This window comes from Halorubrum sp. Ib24 (genome assembly GCF_002252745.1).
GTDB lineage: Archaea > Halobacteriota > Halobacteria > Halobacteriales > Haloferacaceae > Halorubrum.
The window spans coordinates 1-18,007 of the sequence record NZ_NHOX01000005.1 but is presented as its reverse complement, the minus strand read 5'-3'; the positions used below and the strand labels follow the sequence as shown (position 1 = coordinate 18,007).

General features: G+C 72.0%; 16 protein-coding genes. 10 read left to right on the top strand and 6 right to left on the bottom strand.

All coding sequences use genetic code 11. The features are described 5' to 3' along the window. Positions 1-3: 3 nt before the first annotated feature. Both DJ82_RS00765 and DJ82_RS00760 read left to right on the top strand, forming a co-directional pair. Positions 4-1,845: an iron ABC transporter permease gene (locus tag DJ82_RS00765; protein ID WP_170938328.1), complete on the top strand. Its 1,842-nt coding sequence runs from the start codon at positions 4-6 to the stop codon at positions 1,843-1,845. Then, positions 1,826-3,046, top strand: coding sequence for an ABC transporter ATP-binding protein (locus tag DJ82_RS00760; RefSeq protein ID WP_094580831.1), 1,221 nt, complete (start codon positions 1,826-1,828; stop codon positions 3,044-3,046). The genes DJ82_RS00765 and DJ82_RS00760 overlap by 20 nt, the downstream gene beginning before the upstream one ends. 472 nt (positions 3,047-3,518) lie before the next feature. Here DJ82_RS00760 and DJ82_RS00755 read toward each other — a convergent pair whose 3' ends face one another. Continuing rightward, the gene (locus tag DJ82_RS00755) at positions 3,519-5,300 is read right to left on the bottom strand and encodes an excinuclease ABC subunit C (RefSeq protein ID WP_241881353.1); all 1,782 of its coding nucleotides are present in this window, start codon (positions 5,298-5,300) and stop codon (positions 3,519-3,521) included. A 214-nt stretch (positions 5,301-5,514) separates the two neighbouring features. Between DJ82_RS00755 and DJ82_RS00750 the strand changes: the two genes are divergently transcribed. From DJ82_RS00750 to DJ82_RS00740, 3 genes are all read left to right on the top strand, one after another. Next, positions 5,515-7,149, top strand: a complete 1,635-nt coding sequence (locus DJ82_RS00750; RefSeq protein ID WP_094580830.1) for a methyl-accepting chemotaxis protein — start codon at positions 5,515-5,517, stop codon at positions 7,147-7,149. 124 nt (positions 7,150-7,273) lie between these two features. After that, complete coding sequence (locus DJ82_RS00745) at positions 7,274-8,668, top strand: cytochrome P450 (protein ID WP_094524999.1); 1,395 nt, start codon at positions 7,274-7,276, stop codon at positions 8,666-8,668. Between the two features lie 2 nt (positions 8,669-8,670). After that, positions 8,671-8,880, top strand: coding sequence for a hypothetical protein (locus DJ82_RS00740; RefSeq protein WP_094557891.1), 210 nt, complete (start codon positions 8,671-8,673; stop codon positions 8,878-8,880). 377 nt (positions 8,881-9,257) lie between these two features. Here the strand turns inward: DJ82_RS00740 and DJ82_RS00735 are convergent, their stop codons facing one another. After that, positions 9,258-9,842 (bottom strand): 2'-5' RNA ligase family protein, encoded by a 585-nt coding sequence (locus DJ82_RS00735; protein ID WP_094524997.1) that lies wholly within the window; start codon positions 9,840-9,842, stop codon positions 9,258-9,260. 3 nt (positions 9,843-9,845) lie between these two features. Continuing rightward, positions 9,846-10,049, bottom strand: coding sequence for a hypothetical protein (locus DJ82_RS00730; protein WP_094524996.1), 204 nt, complete (start codon positions 10,047-10,049; stop codon positions 9,846-9,848). Positions 10,050-10,174: 125 nt separating this feature from the next. Between DJ82_RS00730 and serB the strand changes: the two genes are divergently transcribed. From serB to DJ82_RS00705, 5 genes are all read left to right on the top strand, one after another. After that, positions 10,175-10,822, top strand: a complete 648-nt coding sequence (serB, locus tag DJ82_RS00725; RefSeq protein ID WP_094580829.1) for a phosphoserine phosphatase SerB — start codon at positions 10,175-10,177, stop codon at positions 10,820-10,822. A gap of 186 nt (positions 10,823-11,008) precedes the next feature. After that, the gene (locus DJ82_RS00720; RefSeq protein ID WP_094580828.1) at positions 11,009-11,833 is read left to right on the top strand and encodes a lycopene cyclase domain-containing protein; all 825 of its coding nucleotides are present in this window, start codon (positions 11,009-11,011) and stop codon (positions 11,831-11,833) included. Beyond that, the gene (locus DJ82_RS00715) at positions 11,826-12,926 is read left to right on the top strand and encodes a Brp/Blh family beta-carotene 15,15'-dioxygenase (RefSeq protein ID WP_094580827.1); all 1,101 of its coding nucleotides are present in this window, start codon (positions 11,826-11,828) and stop codon (positions 12,924-12,926) included. The genes DJ82_RS00720 and DJ82_RS00715 overlap by 8 nt, the downstream gene beginning before the upstream one ends. A 114-nt stretch (positions 12,927-13,040) precedes the next feature. Next, positions 13,041-13,646 carry a GNAT family N-acetyltransferase gene (locus tag DJ82_RS00710; RefSeq protein WP_094580826.1) on the top strand — a complete coding sequence of 202 codons (606 nt, stop codon included), beginning with the start codon at positions 13,041-13,043 and terminating at the stop codon, positions 13,644-13,646. Beyond that, positions 13,643-13,957, top strand: coding sequence for a hypothetical protein (locus DJ82_RS00705; protein ID WP_094580825.1), 315 nt, complete (start codon positions 13,643-13,645; stop codon positions 13,955-13,957). Before DJ82_RS00710 ends, DJ82_RS00705 begins: the two co-directional genes overlap by 4 nt. 19 nt (positions 13,958-13,976) lie before the next feature. On the opposite strand, the gene DJ82_RS00700 is transcribed toward DJ82_RS00705, so the two are convergent. The 3 genes from DJ82_RS00700 to DJ82_RS00690 all read right to left on the bottom strand — a co-directional run bounded on the left by DJ82_RS00700 (position 13,977) and on the right by DJ82_RS00690 (position 18,001). Beyond that, positions 13,977-15,767, bottom strand: coding sequence for an L-aspartate oxidase (locus DJ82_RS00700; protein ID WP_094580824.1), 1,791 nt, complete (start codon positions 15,765-15,767; stop codon positions 13,977-13,979). A gap of 131 nt (positions 15,768-15,898) precedes the next feature. Beyond that, complete coding sequence (locus DJ82_RS00695) at positions 15,899-16,786, bottom strand: YkgJ family cysteine cluster protein (RefSeq protein ID WP_094580823.1); 888 nt, start codon at positions 16,784-16,786, stop codon at positions 15,899-15,901. Between the two features lie 537 nt (positions 16,787-17,323). Continuing rightward, on the bottom strand, positions 17,324-18,001 hold the full coding sequence (locus DJ82_RS00690) for a class I SAM-dependent methyltransferase (RefSeq protein ID WP_094580822.1): 678 nt from the start codon (positions 17,999-18,001) through the stop codon (positions 17,324-17,326). Positions 18,002-18,007 lie beyond the last annotated feature (6 nt).

The following is an 18,007-nucleotide window of genomic DNA, read 5'->3' as shown; positions in this document are numbered from 1 at the left end:
GGCGTGACCGACCGCCGCAGCGGCGCCGGAGAGGCCTCGACCCCCGACGCCGGCCCGAGTCGCCGTCGCGTCCGGTCGCTCCGCGACCGGCTCGAAGGGCGCCTGCTGACCGCGCTCGCGGTCGTGACGAGCCTCACGCTCGTCGTCGCCTTCTACTACCCGGTCGGGACGGTCCTGATCGAGGCGGTCGTCGTCGACGGCGTCGCCACGCTCGCGGTGTTCGCCGAGCTGGTGCGCGACCCCTTCTATTTCGGCGAGCTCGCCCGACTGTTCGCGGGCGAGTCCCCGATCGCGGTCGCCCGCGCGCTCCTCGGACCGGACCGCCGGCTCGGGATCGTCGGCTTCACCGCGTACCAGGCCGCCCTGTCGACGGTCGCCAGCGTCGCGCTGGGGCTCCCCGCGGCGTACCTGCTCGCGCGCTTCGAGTTCCCCGGCCGCCGGACGCTCCGGTCGCTGACGATCGTCCCGTTCGTCCTCCCCTCGATCATGGTAGCGGTCGGCTTCGTCGCCACGTTCGGCACCAACGGGACCCTGAACGCCGTCCTGTCGGCGCTCGGGCTCCCGCCCGTCGACCTCATGTTCTCGCTGCAGGCGATCGTGATCGCCCACGCCTTCTACAACGCGCCGCTCGTCGCCCGGGTGACGACCGCGGCGTGGGAGTCGGTCGACGCGCGCGCGGTCGAGACCGCTCGGAGCCTCGGCGCGGGGCCCGCCCGGGCGTTCCTCGACGTGGTCGCGCCGCAGGTGTACCCGGCGGTCCTGACGGGCGCGGCGCTCACCTTCGTGTTCACGTTCGGCACCTTCCCCATCGTGCTCGCGCTCGGCGGCTTCCAGCTGGCGACCGTCGAGGTGTTCGTCTACCGACTCGTCCGCGATCTGAGCTACGCCGAGGCGGCCGCGCTGGCGATCGTGGAACTGGTCATCTCGCTCGGCGTGCTGCTCGCGTACCTCCGCTACGAGGCGCGCAACACGGTCAACGCGCGGGGCGCCCGCCCGCTCCCGCGCAGACCCCTGCTCCCGGCGGCGCCGTCCGCGCGGGAGGTCCTGCCCCGCGTCGGCCTCGCCGCCTACGCGGTCGTCGCGGCGGTGCTCTTCCTCGCCCCGATCGGCTCGATGGTCCTCGCGAGCGTCACGGGGGGCGACGGCGCGCTCACGCTGGAGCACTACCGGTTCCTCGTCGACCGCCAGCGGACGGGCGCGGCGTTTCAGGTGCGGCCGTGGCCCGCGATCCGCAACTCGCTCGCGTTCGCGTCGGCGGCGACGCTGATGGCCCTCCCGATGGGGGTCGTCGTCGCCGTGCTGACGACGCGGCGGTACCGCGGGCGGAAGCTGGTCGACGCGGCCGCGATGGCCCCGCTCGCCGTCTCCGGAATCGTCGTCGGCCTCGGACTCCTCCGGGGACTCGTCTTCGGCGTCGAGGTCGCCGGGTGGCGGATCGCGGCGACCGGCGCCGTCGCCATCGTCGTCGCGCACGCGGTCGCCGGCTACCCCTTCGTCGTCCGGACGGTCGCGCCCGGGCTGGAGGGGTTGGACCGCTCGCTGATCGAGTCGGCGCGGGCGCTCGGCGCGTCGCGGGCGCGGGTGATCCGCGACGTGGAGCTCCCGCTCGTCTGGCCCGGGGTGGTCGCCGGCGCGGCGTTCGCGTTCGCGGTCTCGATCGGCGAGTTCACGGCGACGGTGGTGCTCGCGACCGGCGCGGACGCGTACACGATGCCGGTCGCGATCGAGCGGTTCATCGGGCGTCGGCTCGGACCGGCGACCGCGATGGGCGTCGTCCTCCTCGTCGTCACCGGGCTCAGCTTCGTCGTGATCGAGCGACTCGGGGGTGAGCACCGTGGACTTTGAGGAGGCGGCAACCGACGCCGCCGCGTCCGCCGAGCCCGCCGATGCCCCGCCTGCCGCCGCGTCCGTCGACGCCCCGCCCGCGGTCGAACTCGACGGCGTGACGAAGCGCTACGGCGACACGGCCGCCGTCGACGACGTGAGCCTCCGGGTGCGCGAGGGGGAGTTCTTCACGCTGGTCGGCCCCTCCGGCTGCGGGAAGACGACGAGCCTCCGGCTGATCGCGGGGTTCGAGGAGCCGACCGCGGGGACCGTCCGCTTCTTCGGCGAGTCGGTCGCCGGGGTGCCGCCCGAGGACCGCGACGTGGGGGTCGTCTTCCAGAACTACGCGCTGTTCCCGCACATGACCGTCGGCGAGAACGTCGGATACGGGCTCAACTTCGCCGACCCGCCCGAGGGGGTCACCCGCGACGAGCGCGTCGCGGAGCTGCTCGAACTGGTCGACCTCCCGGACGCCGCCGACCGCGAGCCGGAGAGCCTCTCCGGGGGCCAACAGCAGCGCGTCGCGATGGCGCGGGCGCTCGCGCCCGGTCCCGACCTCCTCCTCTTAGACGAGCCGATGAGCGCGCTCGACGCGCAGCTCCGCGAGCGGCTCCGGGTGCAGGTCCGGCGGATCCAGTCCGAGCTCTCGATTACGACCGTCTACGTCACCCACGACCAGGAGGAGGCGCTGGCGATCTCCGACCGCGTCGCGGTGATGCGCGGCGGGACGCCCGAGCAGGTCGCGCCCCCGCGGACGGTGTACCGCGAGCCGGCGACCCGGTTCGTCGCCGAGTTCGTCGGCGACAACAACGTGTTCGCGGGGCGGGTCGTCGACGTCGAGGACCGAGTCACCGGGGAGGACGGAGACGAGACGAGCAACGGAAACGAGACGAGCAACGGAAACGAGACGAGCGATGGAGTCACCCGCACCGCCGCCGTCGACGCCGGGGGCGAGACGCTCCGCGTCGCGCTCGACGGCGCCGCCGACGTCGCCGTCGGCGACCGTCTCGCCTTCTGCGTCCGTCCGGAGTACCTCCGGATAGACGGCGGCGAGAACCGGATTCGGACGACGGTCGCCAGCGCGGAGTTCCTCGGCGAGACGACTCGGGTCACCCTCGACTGGGGCGGTCGCGACCTCGTCCTCCGGACGCGAGACCCCCTCTCCGGGGAGGTCGTCGTCGGCTTCGACCGCGAGGACGCCCACCTGATCGACGGGGCGTGACGAGGGATCGCCGACGAACGGCTTCGTCGGACCCCTCCGCCGATGACTAGGTTCGCCAGCCGCGCCGAGTAGACGCTCGTCGACGCCGAGACGGGCCCCGTAGCGGTCACACGCCCCGGCTCCGTCTCCGCTGGGCTCCGTCTACCGCACGTCTGACCGGCAAAGATGGTGATAATTAAATCGATATATAACGTATTTTTTGAGAGAATACGTCAGGATTTCGAGAATCTTTCCATATACGGCCATAATTTTCCAGCACAATGAGAAATAGTACGTCGAATCTCGAACGAGGCCCCGAACGGCTGAAAGACAACCCGCGACCCGAGGATCTCGAGGCGGCGACCAGTCCGGCGGCCCGCCTGCTGGCGTGGCTCCGCTCCTGATTTTTCGCGCCTCCGTTTCCGATAGCGGTCGCAAGTCGTAGAGGAATCGAGCGGCTTCGACGCGAAGCGCCCGCCCGCCGCACCGTTTTTCAGAGGCGCTCGCGGAGCGTCTCGGCCGTCGCCTCACCGATGCCGTCGACGTCCGTGAGGTCGGCGGCGGACGCCTCGCGCACGCTCTCGACCGATCCGAACCGCCGGAGGAGCCGGCGGCGGGTCTCGGGCCCGACGCCGGGCACGTCGTCGAGGACCGTCTTCACCTCGTCGCGGACGGTCTGGTGGTAAGAGACGGCGAAGCGGTGCGCCTCGTCGCGCACGCGCTGGAGCAGGTGGAGCTCCGGGGCGTCGTCGTCCCAGCGCCGGGTCCCGGTCGGGGTGACGACCAGCTCCTCGGCCTTCGCGAGCGCGACCGCGGGCACGTCCCAGCCCGTCTCCGCGAGCGCGTCGCGGGCGGCGCCGAGTTGGCCCTCGCCGCCGTCGACGAGGAGCAGGTCGGGGTCGGGGCGGTCGTCTCGGCCCTCGATCGCGCGCTCGGCGCGCCACCGGATCAGCTCGCGCATGTTCGCGTAGTCGTCGTTGCGGTCGGTGAGCTTCTTCCGGCGGTAGTCGGCGGTCTCGGCGCTCCCGTCGACGAAGCAGACGTCGGAGCCGACCACCGCGGTCCCCTGTGCGTGGCTCACGTCGAACCCCTCGATCCGGGCGGGGCGGTCGACCCCGAGCCGCTCGCCGAGCGCGCCGACGGGGTCGTCGCCGCCGCCGCGCTTCCGGGCGTTCTTCAGCGCGAGCTCGACGAGCTTCGCCTCTCGGCCCGCGCCGGGCACCCGGACCGAGACCCCCTCGGCCTCCAGCCAGTCGACCACGTCCGGGTCGGACGGGCGCTCCCAAGAGGACGGGTCCAACCGCGCGCCGCGTGATACTGCGTCCAGGAACGCGGACAGCACCGCCGGGGGTGTGGGCGTCGGTCGGCTGGGCGGGCCGGGTCGCGTCGGTCCCCCGTCCTGCCCCCTCCCCCACCCTTGCCGCGTACCAAACGGTGGGCGGCCTCCGGTCGACCAGCTGTCCCGGCTCGCTGTGGGACCGGCGACGCGGGCGACGTCGCCCTCGACCGCGGCCGGAGCACGTCGGACGGTGCGGTCGTCGGACCGGTCGCTGACGGCCTCGCCGCCCTCGCCGTGGAACGCCTCGACCGCTTCGAGCCGGTCGCGGAGGTTGGCGGCGCGCTCGAACTCGGCGTGCTCGGCGGCGCTCTCCATCCGCCGGCGCAGGGGGTCGGCGAGGGCGCCGGTCTCGCCCTCCAGAAAGCGGTGGACCGCGGCCACGTCCTCGGCGTAGCTCGCGGGGTCGATCTCGCCGGTGCAGGGGGCCGAGCAGATCCCCATCTCGTAGTCGAGGCAGGGGCGGTCGCGGTTCGCGTACTTGTGATCCGAGCAGCCGCGGAGCCGGTACTCGTCGCGGACCGCCTTCACCACGGTCTCGACGCGGCCCTTGTCCGTGAACGGGCCGTACGCGATCGCTCCTTCCTCCGGGTCGCGGGTGACTTCGATCCGGGGGACGGGGTGGTCGGTGAGCGCGATCAGCGGGTACGACTTGTCGTCTTTCAGCCGGACGTTGAACCGCGGCTGGAGCCGCTTGATGAGGTTGGCCTCCAGCAGCAGCGCCTGCGTCTCGGTGTCGGTGACCGCGAACTCGATCCGGTCGGCGCGCGCGACCATCCCCCTGATACGCCCCGAGCGCGGGTCGGCGTACGACCGCACTCGGTCCCGGAGGTCGACCGCCTTGCCGACGTACAGCGTCGTCTCCCCCGCCCGGAACTGGTAGACGCCGGGCTCGGTCGGGAGGTCCGCGGCCCGCTCGCGCACGGCGTCGGCGTCCATCGGATCCGGGTAGCCGCCGGACGCGTTTGAACGCTACGGGCGGGGAGGGGAGCGATCGTGCTAGGAGAGCGATCGCACCGGAGGGAGCAATTGCGTCGGGGGAGCGAAGGCGAAGGCCGACGGCGCTCCTTTCATCTAGAGGACCAGATGATTATCACACGTGAATAACGGGGGGAACCGTTTATGCTGGCGCTTGGGAGAGGGCGACATAGATATGACGGGAGTCAGCGGGCTACTCCGACGGGTGTTCGGGCGGGACCGGGACTCGCGGTCGGTCCCGGACGGCGGGGTCGTCGTCGACGACGGGGCCGACGACGGGAGACCGAGCGGAGCCGACGGCACGGCTCCAGGGATCGTGGACGAAGCGGGCACCGACCGCGCCGAGACGCTGTCCAGGGCCGGCTTCGAGCAGGTGTTCAACGCCACCGGCGTGCCGACGTTCATCCTCGACGCCGACGGCAACGTCGCCGAGTGGAACGAGTCCATCGCGTCGCTCACCGGGAAAGCGCGCGAGGACGCGATCGGTCACGGCCACGTCTCGGAGCTGTTCTATCCCGACGGGCGGCGGGCCGACACGCTGGCCGACAAAGTGCTCGACGCGCCGGAGACCTCCGACGAGGCGTACGGCGTCGAGCGGTGCGACTCGGCGCAGACCCGCTACCGCGACACCAGCACGATGGTCGACCGCCACGGCGACGAGAAGCACATCGAGTTCACGGCGACGCCGCTGTACGAGGGCGAGGAAGTCGTCGGCGTCACCGAAGTCGTCATCGACCGGACGGAGAACGTCAACCAGCGGAACGCGACCGAAACGCTGGTGAAGGAGGTTCGCGAGACGGCGGAGGCGATCGGCGAGGGGAACCTCGACGCCCGCGCCGTCCGACACGAGGAGTGCGAGATCCTGAGCGAGGAGCTGCTGGCCGTCATCGGCGTCGTCAACGGGATGGCCGAGAACCTCCAGAGCCTCTCCGAGAGCGTCCACGAGCAGGCGCGACAGATCGACGAGACGGTCCAAGAGGCGAGCGGGGCCGCCGGCGACATCGCCGAGAACGTCGACGAGCAGAACGAGCTGCTAGAGGAGAGCGTCTCCGAGATGCAGTCGTTCTCCGCCGGCATGGAGGAGGTCGCCGCCACCGCCGATCAGGTCGACTCCGCCGCGATCGCCGCCAGCGAGGCCGCGGACGAGGGGCTCGACGCCAGCGAGGACGCCCGCGAGGCGACTCAGGACGTCGTCGAGGTCGGCGACGAGCTCGTCGAGAGCGTCGGCGCGCTCTCGGAGCGCATGGACGACATCGAGGAGGTCATCGAGGTCATCTCCGACGTCGCCGAGCAGACGAACCTGCTGGCGCTCAACGCCAACATCGAGGCCGCCCGCGCCGGCGAGGGCGGCGACGGCTTCGCGGTCGTCGCCGAGGAGGTCAAGAAGCTCGCCGACGAGACGCGCGGCTACACCGAGGAGATCACGGAGAGCCTCGCGGAGCTCCAGGCGCAGTCCGACGAGACGAGCACCGCCGTCGAGCGCTCGCACGACCGCATCGAGGACGCCGGCACCGAGATCGAGACCGTGCTCGACTCGCTGGAGGAGATCGCCGACGCGGTCGACGAGGCGGCCGCGGGCGTCGCCGAGGTCGCCCGGACGACGGACGACCAGGCCGCGACCGTCGAGGAGCTCACGTCGTCGCTGGAGGCGGTCCGCGAGCGCTCCGACCGGACCGAGGACGCGACCGAGCGCATCGTCGAGGCGACCGACGACCAGGAGGTCGCCGTCGACGAGCTGATCGCCCGCGTCGAGCGCCTGGACGCGAGGCATGAGAGGCGAGAGGAGCGGGATCGAGAGCGGTCCGAGTAGCGCCTGCCGGACCCGCTCGTAGCGCCCGACAAATTCCCACGTGGCGCCGCGTCCGTCCCCCCGCGGCGTCGCCGCCGCCGCCCCGCCGCCGAACGTTTAACCTCGCAGAGACCCTGTTTCTCGTATGTCCGTCACGCCGCCCGGACCCATCGGCGACCCCGTCTTCGGCAACGGTCGCCAGTACGCCGACGACCCGTTCTCGTTCATGCGCGCCTGCGCCGACAGCTACGGCGACGTCGTTCGCTTCGACCTCGGCCCGCGCGAGACCTACCTCCTGACGAACCCCGCCGACATCGAGCGCGTCCTCGTCTCCGAGGCCGAGCGCTACCGGAAGCCGCAGTTCGGCGACGACGCCATGGACACCCTGCTCGGGGACGGTCTCCTCATGAGCGAGGGCGAGGCGTGGCAGCGCCAGCGGAAGCTGGCGAACCCCTCGTTCCACAACCGGCGGATCGGGGCGCTCGCGGGGACGATGGTCGGCCACACCGAGTCGCAACTCGCGGACTGGAACGACGGCGACGTGGTCGACATCCAGCTCGAGGTCGCCCGCCTCACCGTCAAGATCATCGTCTCGGCGATGTTCGGCGCCGACATCACCGACGAGGAGGTGAAGACCGTCCAAGAGAAGCTGGAGCCGCTCGGCGCGCGGTTCGAGCCCGACCCGCGCCGCTTCCTGATCCCGAACTGGGTGCCGACCCGCGAGAACCGCGAGTTCGACGACGCCATCGGCACCCTCGAATCCGTGATCGACGGGATCGTGGAGCGCCGGCGCGGGACCGAGCGCGACCCGAGCGTCGACCCGGCCGGTCCCGAGGGCGTCGCGGTGCGCGGCCCCGCCGGCGACGGCGACGGCGACCTGCCGATGGACCTGCTCTCCGTCCTGTTGCGCGCCCGGGACCGCGGCGAGCAGACCGACAAGAACCTCCGCGACGAGCTGGTGACGATGCTGCTCGCCGGTCACGACACGACGGCGCTCGCGCTGACGTACACGTTCTACCTGCTCTCGAATCACCCCGAGGCCCGCGAGCGCGTGGCCGGCGAGGCCCGGGCGGCGACCGCCGACGGCGCCCCGACCGCCGCCGACGCCCGCGACATGAAGTACACCGAGCGCGTGCTCAACGAATCGATGCGGCTGTACCCGCCCGTCTACACCCTGTTCCGCGAGCCGAAGCTCGACGTGAAGATCGGTGGGTACCGGATCCCGGAGGGCTCGGCGCTCATGCTGTCGCAGTGGGTGATCCACCGGTCGCCGCGCTGGTACGACGACCCCGAGACGTTCGACCCGAGTCGATGGGCCCCCGAGCGCCGGAGCCAACGCCCCCGGTTCGCGTACTTCCCGTTCGGCGGCGGCCCGCGCCACTGCATCGGGAAGGCGTTCTCGCTGCTGGAGGCGAAGCTGATCCTCGCGGAGGTCTGCTCGCAGTACGACCTGGAGTACGAGGGGCCCGAACTCTCGCTGCGCGGCTCGCTGACGATGCACCCGAACCACCCGGTGCCGATGCGCATTCGCGAGCGGTAGGGATGGCCGACGACGGGACCGCGTCGTACTGCCGGCGCTGCGGTGAGTCCCTCTCGCAGGGCGTCATCGCGAGTCAGCAGCGCGCCTGCTGTCTCAACGCGACTCCCATCGCCGGCGTCTGCCCGACGCACGGCCCCGTCGGACCGCACCACGCGGTCGACGAGCCGAGCGAGCGCGACGGGGGCGATAAGCAGAGCGGGCGGCGAGAGTGACCGCCGACGGCGACGTGCTATTTATGAACCGATAGCGGCGGCGCGTGCCGCCGAGCGCCCGACGGGCGCGAGGTGCACGCGCGAGGGAGTCGCGAACGAAGTGAGCGACGAGGCTGGGGAGGAGTGAGGTGCGGTCGCCGTGCGGGACGGGGCTCAAAGGGGCAGCCGTGAGGCGGGCACAGGCGACGGAAGCACCGCAACGAGGGAGCGTCAGCGACCGAGTGAGGAGCACAGCGAGCGTGTGCCCGCCTCACGGCTGGGGCTTTGGACGTGGTGGCTGGGGCTTTGGACGTGATCACCGACGAAGCGCAGGCGACAGCGTCTCGCCGAGCGGCCGGGAATTCGAAACGGTTCACCGCCGAGTCCCGGCCACCCATTTATAAATCGATAGTCGCGGCGACCTCGCGGAACTCGGGGTCGTACAGGTCGAGCGCGTGGACGCGCCACCGGATCGGGTCGACCGCCGCGCCCACGAGGTCGGCCACGACGCCCGGAGCGGGGTTTCCGCCGCGCGCCAGGGTGACGTGCGGGACGAAGTCGTCGCCTTCGATCCCCTCGATCGCGCCGTAGGCGGCGCAGAGTCGCTGATGAAGCCGCACGAGGACCTCGCTCTCGACGGCGAGGTACACCACCGGCCGCGAGCCGGACGCCGGCGCGTCGAAGACGTCGATCCCGGTCGCGGCCACCTCGAACGGGTCGGTTCCCGACAGCAGGGGTCGGAGGTCCCCCCGGAGCGCCTCGAGCGCGTCGGGCTTCGGGGGGCTCGGTTCGGCGGCGGAACCGACGTCCTCGGGTCCGGGACGGGCCGCGCTCGCGACGCGGTCCGGGACGTTGTCGACCCCGAGTCGCTTGCAGACGAGGGTGTGCCGGTCGCGCACGCGGTCGAACCCCGACAGTTTCGGGTGGAGATCGGCCGCGAGATCGCCGACCGCGGGCGGGAGCGGGACGTTCAGGCTGAACACGACTCAGATCCGGTCGGTGAGCCGTAAGGCGATCAGGACGACGATGGCGAGGACGATCAGCGTCGGGAGCGCGTCGAGGAGGACGAACGTGATCTCCAGCACGGCGCCGAGGATCTCCAGGAGAAGCCATACGATAGCAAGTCCCAAGATCACCTTCAAGAGGTCGTCGACGTCGACGTCGGCGCGGTCAGCGTCGGTTCGATCCATGACGGTGGGGACGACCCCGACCGGCAAAAAGGCCACCGAGGGCGCGGCGGGGCGAGCCGGCCCCGCCGTGCGGGGTCCGTTGCGCGATCAGGTGCTTCAAAACCCCTCCGCGCCGAACGGAGTCCATGAGCCTCATCGCGTTCGACTTCGACGGCACGCTCTCCGACTCCGAGATGACGGTCCTGCTCGCCGAGCGCGCGGGCGTCGCCGACGAGGTGACCGAGATAACCGAGCGAGCGATGAACGACGAGCTCAGCTACGCCGAGAGCCTCTACCGACGGGCGGAGCTGCTCGGCGGGCTCGACGACGAGGCGGTCGCGGCCGCGTTCGACGAGGTGGCGCTCCGGCCGGGCGCCGGGGAGCTGATCGAGCGGCTGCAGGCCGAGGGGCACCACGTCGCGGTGCTCACGGGCGGGTTCGAGCGCGGCGTCGAGCGCGCGCTCGCGAAGGCGGGGGTCGAGGCCGACACGATCGTCGCCAACCGCCTCCCGACGGCCGGCGGGAAGCTCACCGGCGAGGCCGAGGGACCGCTCATCGAGGGGACGAAGGACGACGCGCTGGCCGAGTTGGCCGACGACCTCGGCTTCGCGATGGCGGAGACGGTCGCGGTCGGCGACGGCGCGAACGACCTCCCGATGCTGGAGGTCGCCGGGCTCGCGGTCGGCTTCGTGCCGAAGGACGCGGTGCGCCCCGTCTGCGACGCCGTCGTCGCCTCCATGTTCCGGCTCGGGAAGGTGCTGGAGGGGTACGGCGTGCTGTCGGCCGAGGCGTAGCGCCGACGACCGCCGGACGGAATCCCGACGATCGCCGGACGAGATCACGATGATCGCCGGACGAAATCCCGACGACCGCCGATCTCACTCTCGACGATCGTCGGGGGCGACCACACTGTTTGGACTGAGCCTTAATAAGCGACGGAGCGAACGTGATCGCATGAACGGCGCCGGTGGGGTGATCGGATGCTTCCGACGCTGACGTACCTCCAGTTCCATCTCGTCTTCAGCCTTCCCGTCGTCGCGGCGCTGTGGTACCTCGCGCCGCGGTACGACGTCGTCCGCCGGCGACGCGCGACCGCCGGGATCGCGATCCTCGTCGCGATCGCGTACGTGTACACGACGCCGTGGATCAGCTACATGATCCGACGGGGGGCGTGGTGGTACGCCGACGGGGCGGTGCTCGTCCGGGCGCTGTCGATCCCGCTCGGCGAGTACCTGTTCTTCGCCATCCAGACCGTCGTCACCGCGTTCGCGCTCCACCTGATCGGGTTCGACCCCACGTTCCGCGAGGGCGACTACGATCGGGGCCCGCGGATCGCCGGCGTGGTCGCCGGCGTCGCGATGGTCGCCGGCGGGCTCTGGCTCGTGACGCTCGACCCCTCGTACCTCTACCTCGGCGGGCTGATCGCGTGGGTGGGCCCCGTCTTCGCGCTGCAGTGGGCGGTGGGGGGCGGGTACCTGATCCGGACGCCGCGGATGTGGCTCGCGGCGACGCTGATCCCCGCGGCGTACTTCTGGATCGCCGACCGGATCGCGATCGCGATGGGGACGTGGCAGCTCTCCGCCGAGCTGACGACCGGGGTCGCGGTCCTCGGACTCCCGATCGAGGAGATGCTCTTCTTCGCCTCGGCCGGCGTGATGACGGTGAACGGGCTCGTGCTGTTCGAGTGGGTGCTCGACTGGAACGACCGGCGCGGCCGGCCGACCGAGTCGGCGGCGGACGCGTTCGACCCGACGCCCGAACCGCCCGAACCGGACCCGGAGTCCCCCGACCCCGTCAATGACTGAATCCGCGGCGGGCGCGGCGGCGCGCCGCGAGGCGACGGCGGTCGAGAGCGACGATGACGCCCGGTCGGCGGTCGATCGGTGGTTCGCGCTGTACCCCGCGCTAGCGCTCGCGGCGCTGCTCCCAGTCGGCGCCGTGACCCCCCTGTTTCCGGTGGAGGTGGGTGTCGCGACGTTCGCGCTGGGGACGCTCGCCGTCGGGATGGCCCACGGCGCGGTCGACCACCTCGTTCCGCTGCGCGCGGCGACGGACGTCTCGCTCCGGCGGTCGGTCGCGGTCGTCTCCGTCGCGTACGCGGTCCTCGGCGGGGCGGTCGTCGCGGCGTTCTTCCTCGCTCCCGTGGCCGCCTTCGTCGGGTTCATCGCGCTCACGTGGCTCCACTGGGGGCAGGGCGACGTCGCGGCGCTCGTCGTCGCGGGCGTCGACCACCTGCCGACGTCGGCCGAGCGCTGGCTGGCCCTCGTCGTCCGCGGCGGGCTCCCGATGGGCGTCCCGCTGCTCGCGCATCCGGGCGAGTACCGGCTGGTCGCCGAGTGGATCGTCGGGCTGTTCGTCGTCGACGCGAGCGCGGCCGCCGCCGCGGTCGAGCCCGTGTTCGTTCCGGCGACCCGGCTGGCCGTCGGCGCGTTCATGATCGCGGCGACGGTCCTGTCGATCGGACTGGGCTACCGGCGGGTCCGGGCGGGCGCCTCGCGACGGGGGTGGCTCCGCGACGCCGGGGAGGTGGCGGCGCTGTGGGCGTGGTTCCTGCTCGCCGCGCCCGTGTTCGCGATCGGCGTGTACTTCGCGCTCTGGCACGGCCTCCGCCACGTCGGCCGGCTGATCCTCGTTGACGAGCGGGCGGCGACCGCGCTCGGCGACGGCGACCTCCCCGGCGCCCTCGCGCGGTTCGGGCGCGACGCCGCGCCGCTCACCCTCGGCGGGTTCCTCGTGGTCGCCGCGGTCGGGCTCTCGGTCCCCGCCGGCGTCGCCGCTCCGGGCGACCTGCTCGCCGTGTCGCTCGTCGCCATCGCGGCCATGACGCTCCCGCACGTGGTCGTCGTCGCGTGGCTCGACCGGCGGCAGGGCGTCTGGCGGCCGGGAGCGGTCGGATAGGCGGCCGGGAGCGGTCGGATAGGCGGCCGGGAGCGGTCGGATAGGCCCGGCGTTCGGCTCGCCGGGGTCGGCCCACCGCGCCGCTCTTGTCGGCCGAGAGCGTACCCTCGGGGAATGGACGAGATCGCGATCCGAGACCCGCGGCCGGGCGACGCCGACGAGGTGGAGGCGCTCATCACCGAGCACTTCAGCGAGGGGAGCTCCTACGGCGTCGACCTCGGGATCGGCGACCCGACGTACCACGTGCTGGTCGCGGTGGAGGGCGGCGCGGGACCGGACGACGACGCGGGACCGGACGACGGCGGCGACGCCGACGGACCGATCCTCGGGGTGATGGCGCTCCGCGAGTTCGCGGATCCGGGCGCCGTCGCCGACGAGATGTACTTCTTCGACGACCCCGACCTGATCCCCGCCGCCGACCGGTACGGTCACCTCGAGATGGGGTACGTCCGGGACGGGGCCACCGGACGCGGGATCGGGAGTCGGCTCCTCGGACGCCTGCACGGGATCGGCGCCGAGCGCGGAGTCGACGTGCTCGTCGCGGACTCGTGGTACCACGGCGGCGCCGACTCCCCGGAGAAGCTGTTCGACCGCCACGGCTACGAGGCGGTCCACCGCGAGCCGATCGACCGGCCCGCCGCCGAGTGCCCGAAGTGCGAGGTCGAGTGCACCTGCGAGGCGGCGCTCGCGGGGCGGCGCGTCGAGGGGGGAGCGCAGTGAACCACGACCGCGTCCACGCCCGAGAGCCGTCGCACCACGTCGGCCGGTGGTCGGTCGGAGTGATCGAGTCGATCGACGAGCGCGACGGGCACGCCGTCGTGACGGTCCATCCGGTGGCGTCGGCGGAGAGTGAGGAGAGCCGCGACGGGGGCGGAACGGAGCGCGACGGGGGCGGAACGGAGCGCGACGACGCGTCCGTCGAACTCGTGATCACGTTCGCGGTCAGGGACCTCTTCGTGGGGCGGCTTCCCGTCGAGGACGGCGAGTCGCCGGTCGGCGAGCGCGTGTGGTATCGGAAGCGGGGCGGGTAGCGCGGAAACGGGGCCGACCTCACTCCAGCTGGTGGTAGTCCAGCTCGTGGCCCTCGTCGAGCGCGGCCTGTACGGCCTCGCTCGGCTCGTCGACCGGTTCGGTCCGGAGCGTCATCCCGCCGACGTCGGCGGCGTCGAAGTAGACGTTCCGCCGCCAGTCGGGGTCGACGTCGGGGTAGTCGGTGCGGTAGTGGGCGCCGCGGGACTCCTCGCGTTCGAGCGCGCCGCGGAGCACCGCCTCGGCGGCGACGAGAGTGAACCCAACGTCGACGGCGAGTTCGAACGACTCGCTCGTGACCGGGCCGACGCGCATGTCGGCGGCCCGTTCGCGGAGGGCTTCGAGTCGGTCGAGCCCCTCGCGGAGCGACGGCTCGTCGCGCAGGATCCCGGCGTGGTTCCACATCATCTCCCGCAGGTCGTCGAGCACCGCGTCCACGTCGTGCTCCCCGTCGCGGGAGGCCAGTGCGCTCAGGTCGCTGAGGTGCGGCTCGACGAGTCCCTCGCGGAGGTCGTCGGGCACCTCGCCCGGCCCGTCGACGCGGTCGGCGACCCGCTCGCCGGCGACGACGCCGTACGCGACGGTCTCGGCCAGCGAGTTTCCGCCGAGTCGGTTCGCGCCGTGGACTCCCGCCATCGTCTCGCCGATGGCGAACAGCCCGTCGATGTCGGTCTCGCCGTCGTCGTCGACGGCGACGCCGCCCATCCCGTAGTGGGAGGTCGGCGCCACCTCGACCGGCTCGGCCGCCATGTCCACGCCGAGGTCGTGGAACCGCTCGTACATCCGCGGGAGTCGCTCTCGGATGAAGTCGGCGTCGCGGTGGGAGATGTCGAGGTAGACGCCGCCGTTCTCGGTGCCGCGTCCCTCGGCGACCTCTCGGGCGATCGCCCGGGCGACGACGTCGCCGGCGTCCAGCTCCATCTGGTCGGGCGAGTACCGCTCCATGAAGCGCTCGCCCTCGGCGTTGAACAGGCGTCCTCCCTCGCCGCGGACCGCCTCGGTCACGAGTCGCCCGCTCCACGGCTCCCACTCGGAGTCGCTCTCGTCGACGGCCATCCCGGTCGGGTGGAACTGCATGAACTCCATGTCCATCAGCGACGCGCCGGCGTCGGACGCCAGCGCCGCCCCGTCGCCGTTGTTCTCGTCGTCCCGGGAGGTGTGTCGGTTGTAGATCGCCGCGTGGCCGCCGGCCGCGAGGACGACGGTGCCCGCGTTGAACAGGACGAACTCGCCGGTGTCCATGTCGAAGCCGACGGCGCCGTACACCGCGTCACCGTCCGAGACGAGCTTCGTGATCATCACGTTCTCGCGGTAGGGGACCGACAGCTCCTGCGCCCGGTCGACGAGCGCGTTCAGCATCGACTCGCCGGTGTGGTCGCCGGCGAACGCCGTCCGGCGGAACGACTGGGCGCCGAAGAACCGCTGGTCGATCTCGCCGTCCTCGGTGCGCGAGTACTCCATCCCCCACTCGTCGAGCTCGCGGAGGCGCTCCGGCATCTGCTCGGTCACGGTCTCGACCTTCGCCGGGTCGTTGACGAAGTGGCCCTCGTTGAGGGTGTCGGCGGCGTGGATCGCCGGCGAGTCCTCGGGGTCCCGGGTGCCGAGCGCGCCGTTAATCCCGCCGCGCGCCCACGTCGTGTGGGCGTCTCCGTGGCCCCGCTTGCCGAGTACCAGGACGTCGTCGACCCCGCGCTCTGCCAGTTCGATAGCGGTCCTCGCCCCCGCCGCGCCGGCGCCGACGACGAGGACGGAGACGTCCACGCGGTCGTACTCGACCGGTTCGTCGGGTTCCGTGGGTCGTCGTTCGTTCACGTCATAGGTAGGGTTTCGAACGGCATAAGACCCTCGCGCGTGTGCGCGCGAGCAAGCGATACGCGCCGCCCGTTCCCCTCCTCCGGCGCCGCCCGTTCCTCTTCTCCGTGACTGAGGTTCGGCGGTCCCCGTCAGTCCCAACCGGGAGTCCCGGGAGCGCCCGCGTCGTCCTCCAGTTCGCGGACCAGTCGGTCGCGGGAATCGGCGTCGAGGGAGGCGCGGTCGCCGTCGGCGCCGGCGCGTTCGGTCCACTCGCGAATCGCGCCGCCGGCCCACGAGTCGGCGTCGCGCGCCCGGGCCCGAGCCTCGGCCATGCGGTCGCGGTCGACCGACAGCGCTCCCGGCCGCGAGCCGACGGCGGCCCCGACGAACTGGGCGCGGTCGTCGGCGGTGAGCGAACCGGTCCGGAGCCGGTCGATCACCCCGTCGAGGTCGTCCGGGTCGGGGTAGCCGAAGACGACCGACCCGAGGGCCTGCGGGCCGAACGCGGGCGCGGGGAGGTCGTCCGGCGGTTCGCCGTCGAGGAGGCGGTCGCCGCCGCCCGCGGCCTCGACGCGCTCGCACTCCGTCTCGGCGCCGAGATCGAGGTTGTGTCCCGGGTACGTCGCGCAGGTCGGGGGGTAGCGGTCGTCGTCGTGGATCCGGCACTGGAGCGTCGTGGGGTCGAGGAAGACGCAGGCGTCGAGCCAGCGCGGCTCGTCGGTGCCGATCGGTGCGACCGGCTTCGGCGGCTTCCGGAGACCGACCACGAAGACTGGCCGGTCCCGGGCGGCGGCCACCTCGACGCCGTCGATCGAGACGCTCGCGTCGCGCTCGGCGGGTTCGAAGAGCCGGGGGACGAGGACGTCGCCGAGGCCGTCGTCGAGGAAGGCGGCGACCTCGTCGCGGGTGAGCGGGACGAGGTCGTACGTGTCGTCGAGCGGGTCGCGGTCGCCAGCGCGGTCGGAGCCGGCCGCGTCGCGATCGAGCGGCCGCCAGTCGACGCAGCAGCCGGCGCAGCCCTCGCAGCGGAGTTCCATCGGAGATCGTCCGTGCCAACGGTTCGCACAGTTAAAAGGGATCGGCGGGTTCGGGCGGGCGTTTATAAACGGACGGCCGTCGGCGCGCGCCCGTGAGCGGCCCTCAGGCCGCGAACCGGCGCCGCGCGAGGTCGCCGGCGCGGAGCGCCGGCTGCCAGAGGGACCTTCGGTCCCTCGCTGGAGTCGGTCGCCCGGAGCGAAACGACGGGCGACCGACGAGGCTGGGGAGGCCTGTGGTGCGGATGCGGTGCGGGGCGGGACTCAAAGGGGCAGCCGCGAGGCGGGCGCAGGCGAAGTAAGGACCACAGGAGCGAGCGAAGCGAGTGACGAGGACCGCAGCGAGCGTGCGCCCGCCTCGCGGCTGGGGCTTTGAAGGTGTTCGCCTCCGATCCGTCAGCAACTGCGTATAACCGAGCGGCTGGGGCTTTGGAGGTGTTCGCCTCCGATCCGTCAGCAACTGCGTATAACCGAGCGGCTGGGGCTTTGGAGGTGTTCACCTCCGATCCGCGATCGACCATATATAAAAAGACGACCGATTCAGGGCGCGACGCCGACCGTCAACAGCGTCCCCCACGTCCGGTAGCGGTCGACCATCGCCTCGCGGGAGTCCCAGTCGTCGGTGGGGAACTCGGTCGCGTCCGGGATCTCGATCTCTCGGTCGGGGACGTTGTCCTGTTCGGCGACGTACAGCCCGACGTCGCGGAACGCCTCGCGGTACTCCTCGCGGCTCCACAGGGTCATCTCCACCGCGATGTTGTCCTGCCACGCGTGGGTCGATTCGCTCTCCGCGAAGTAGTTGACGGCGCAGTAGAAGGTGCCCCCGGGCTTCAGCACGCGTCGGATCTCCCGGAGCGTGTTGCGCGGGTCGGCCGCGTAGTAGAACGCCTCCATCGAGAAGACGTGATCGAGCGAGTCGTCGGCGAACGGCAGCGCGTCGAAGTCGCCGACGAGGAAGCCCACGGCGTCGTCGTCGGTGTAGCTCCGGGCGTTGCGGACCATTTCCGGTGCGCCGTCGAGCCCGAAGCCGCGGCCGATGCCGCGCTCGCGGAGCGCGCGGAGCGCGTAGCCGGAGCCGGTGCCCAGATCGAGGACGGCGTCGCCCGCCTCGACCGGCATCCGCGCGAGCACGTGCTTGGCGGTGTGCCAGTGTCTGTCCTCCATCCCGCGGTCCTTCCCCGACGTCGCCCACTGATCGAACTCCTCGCGAACGCTCATACCGGG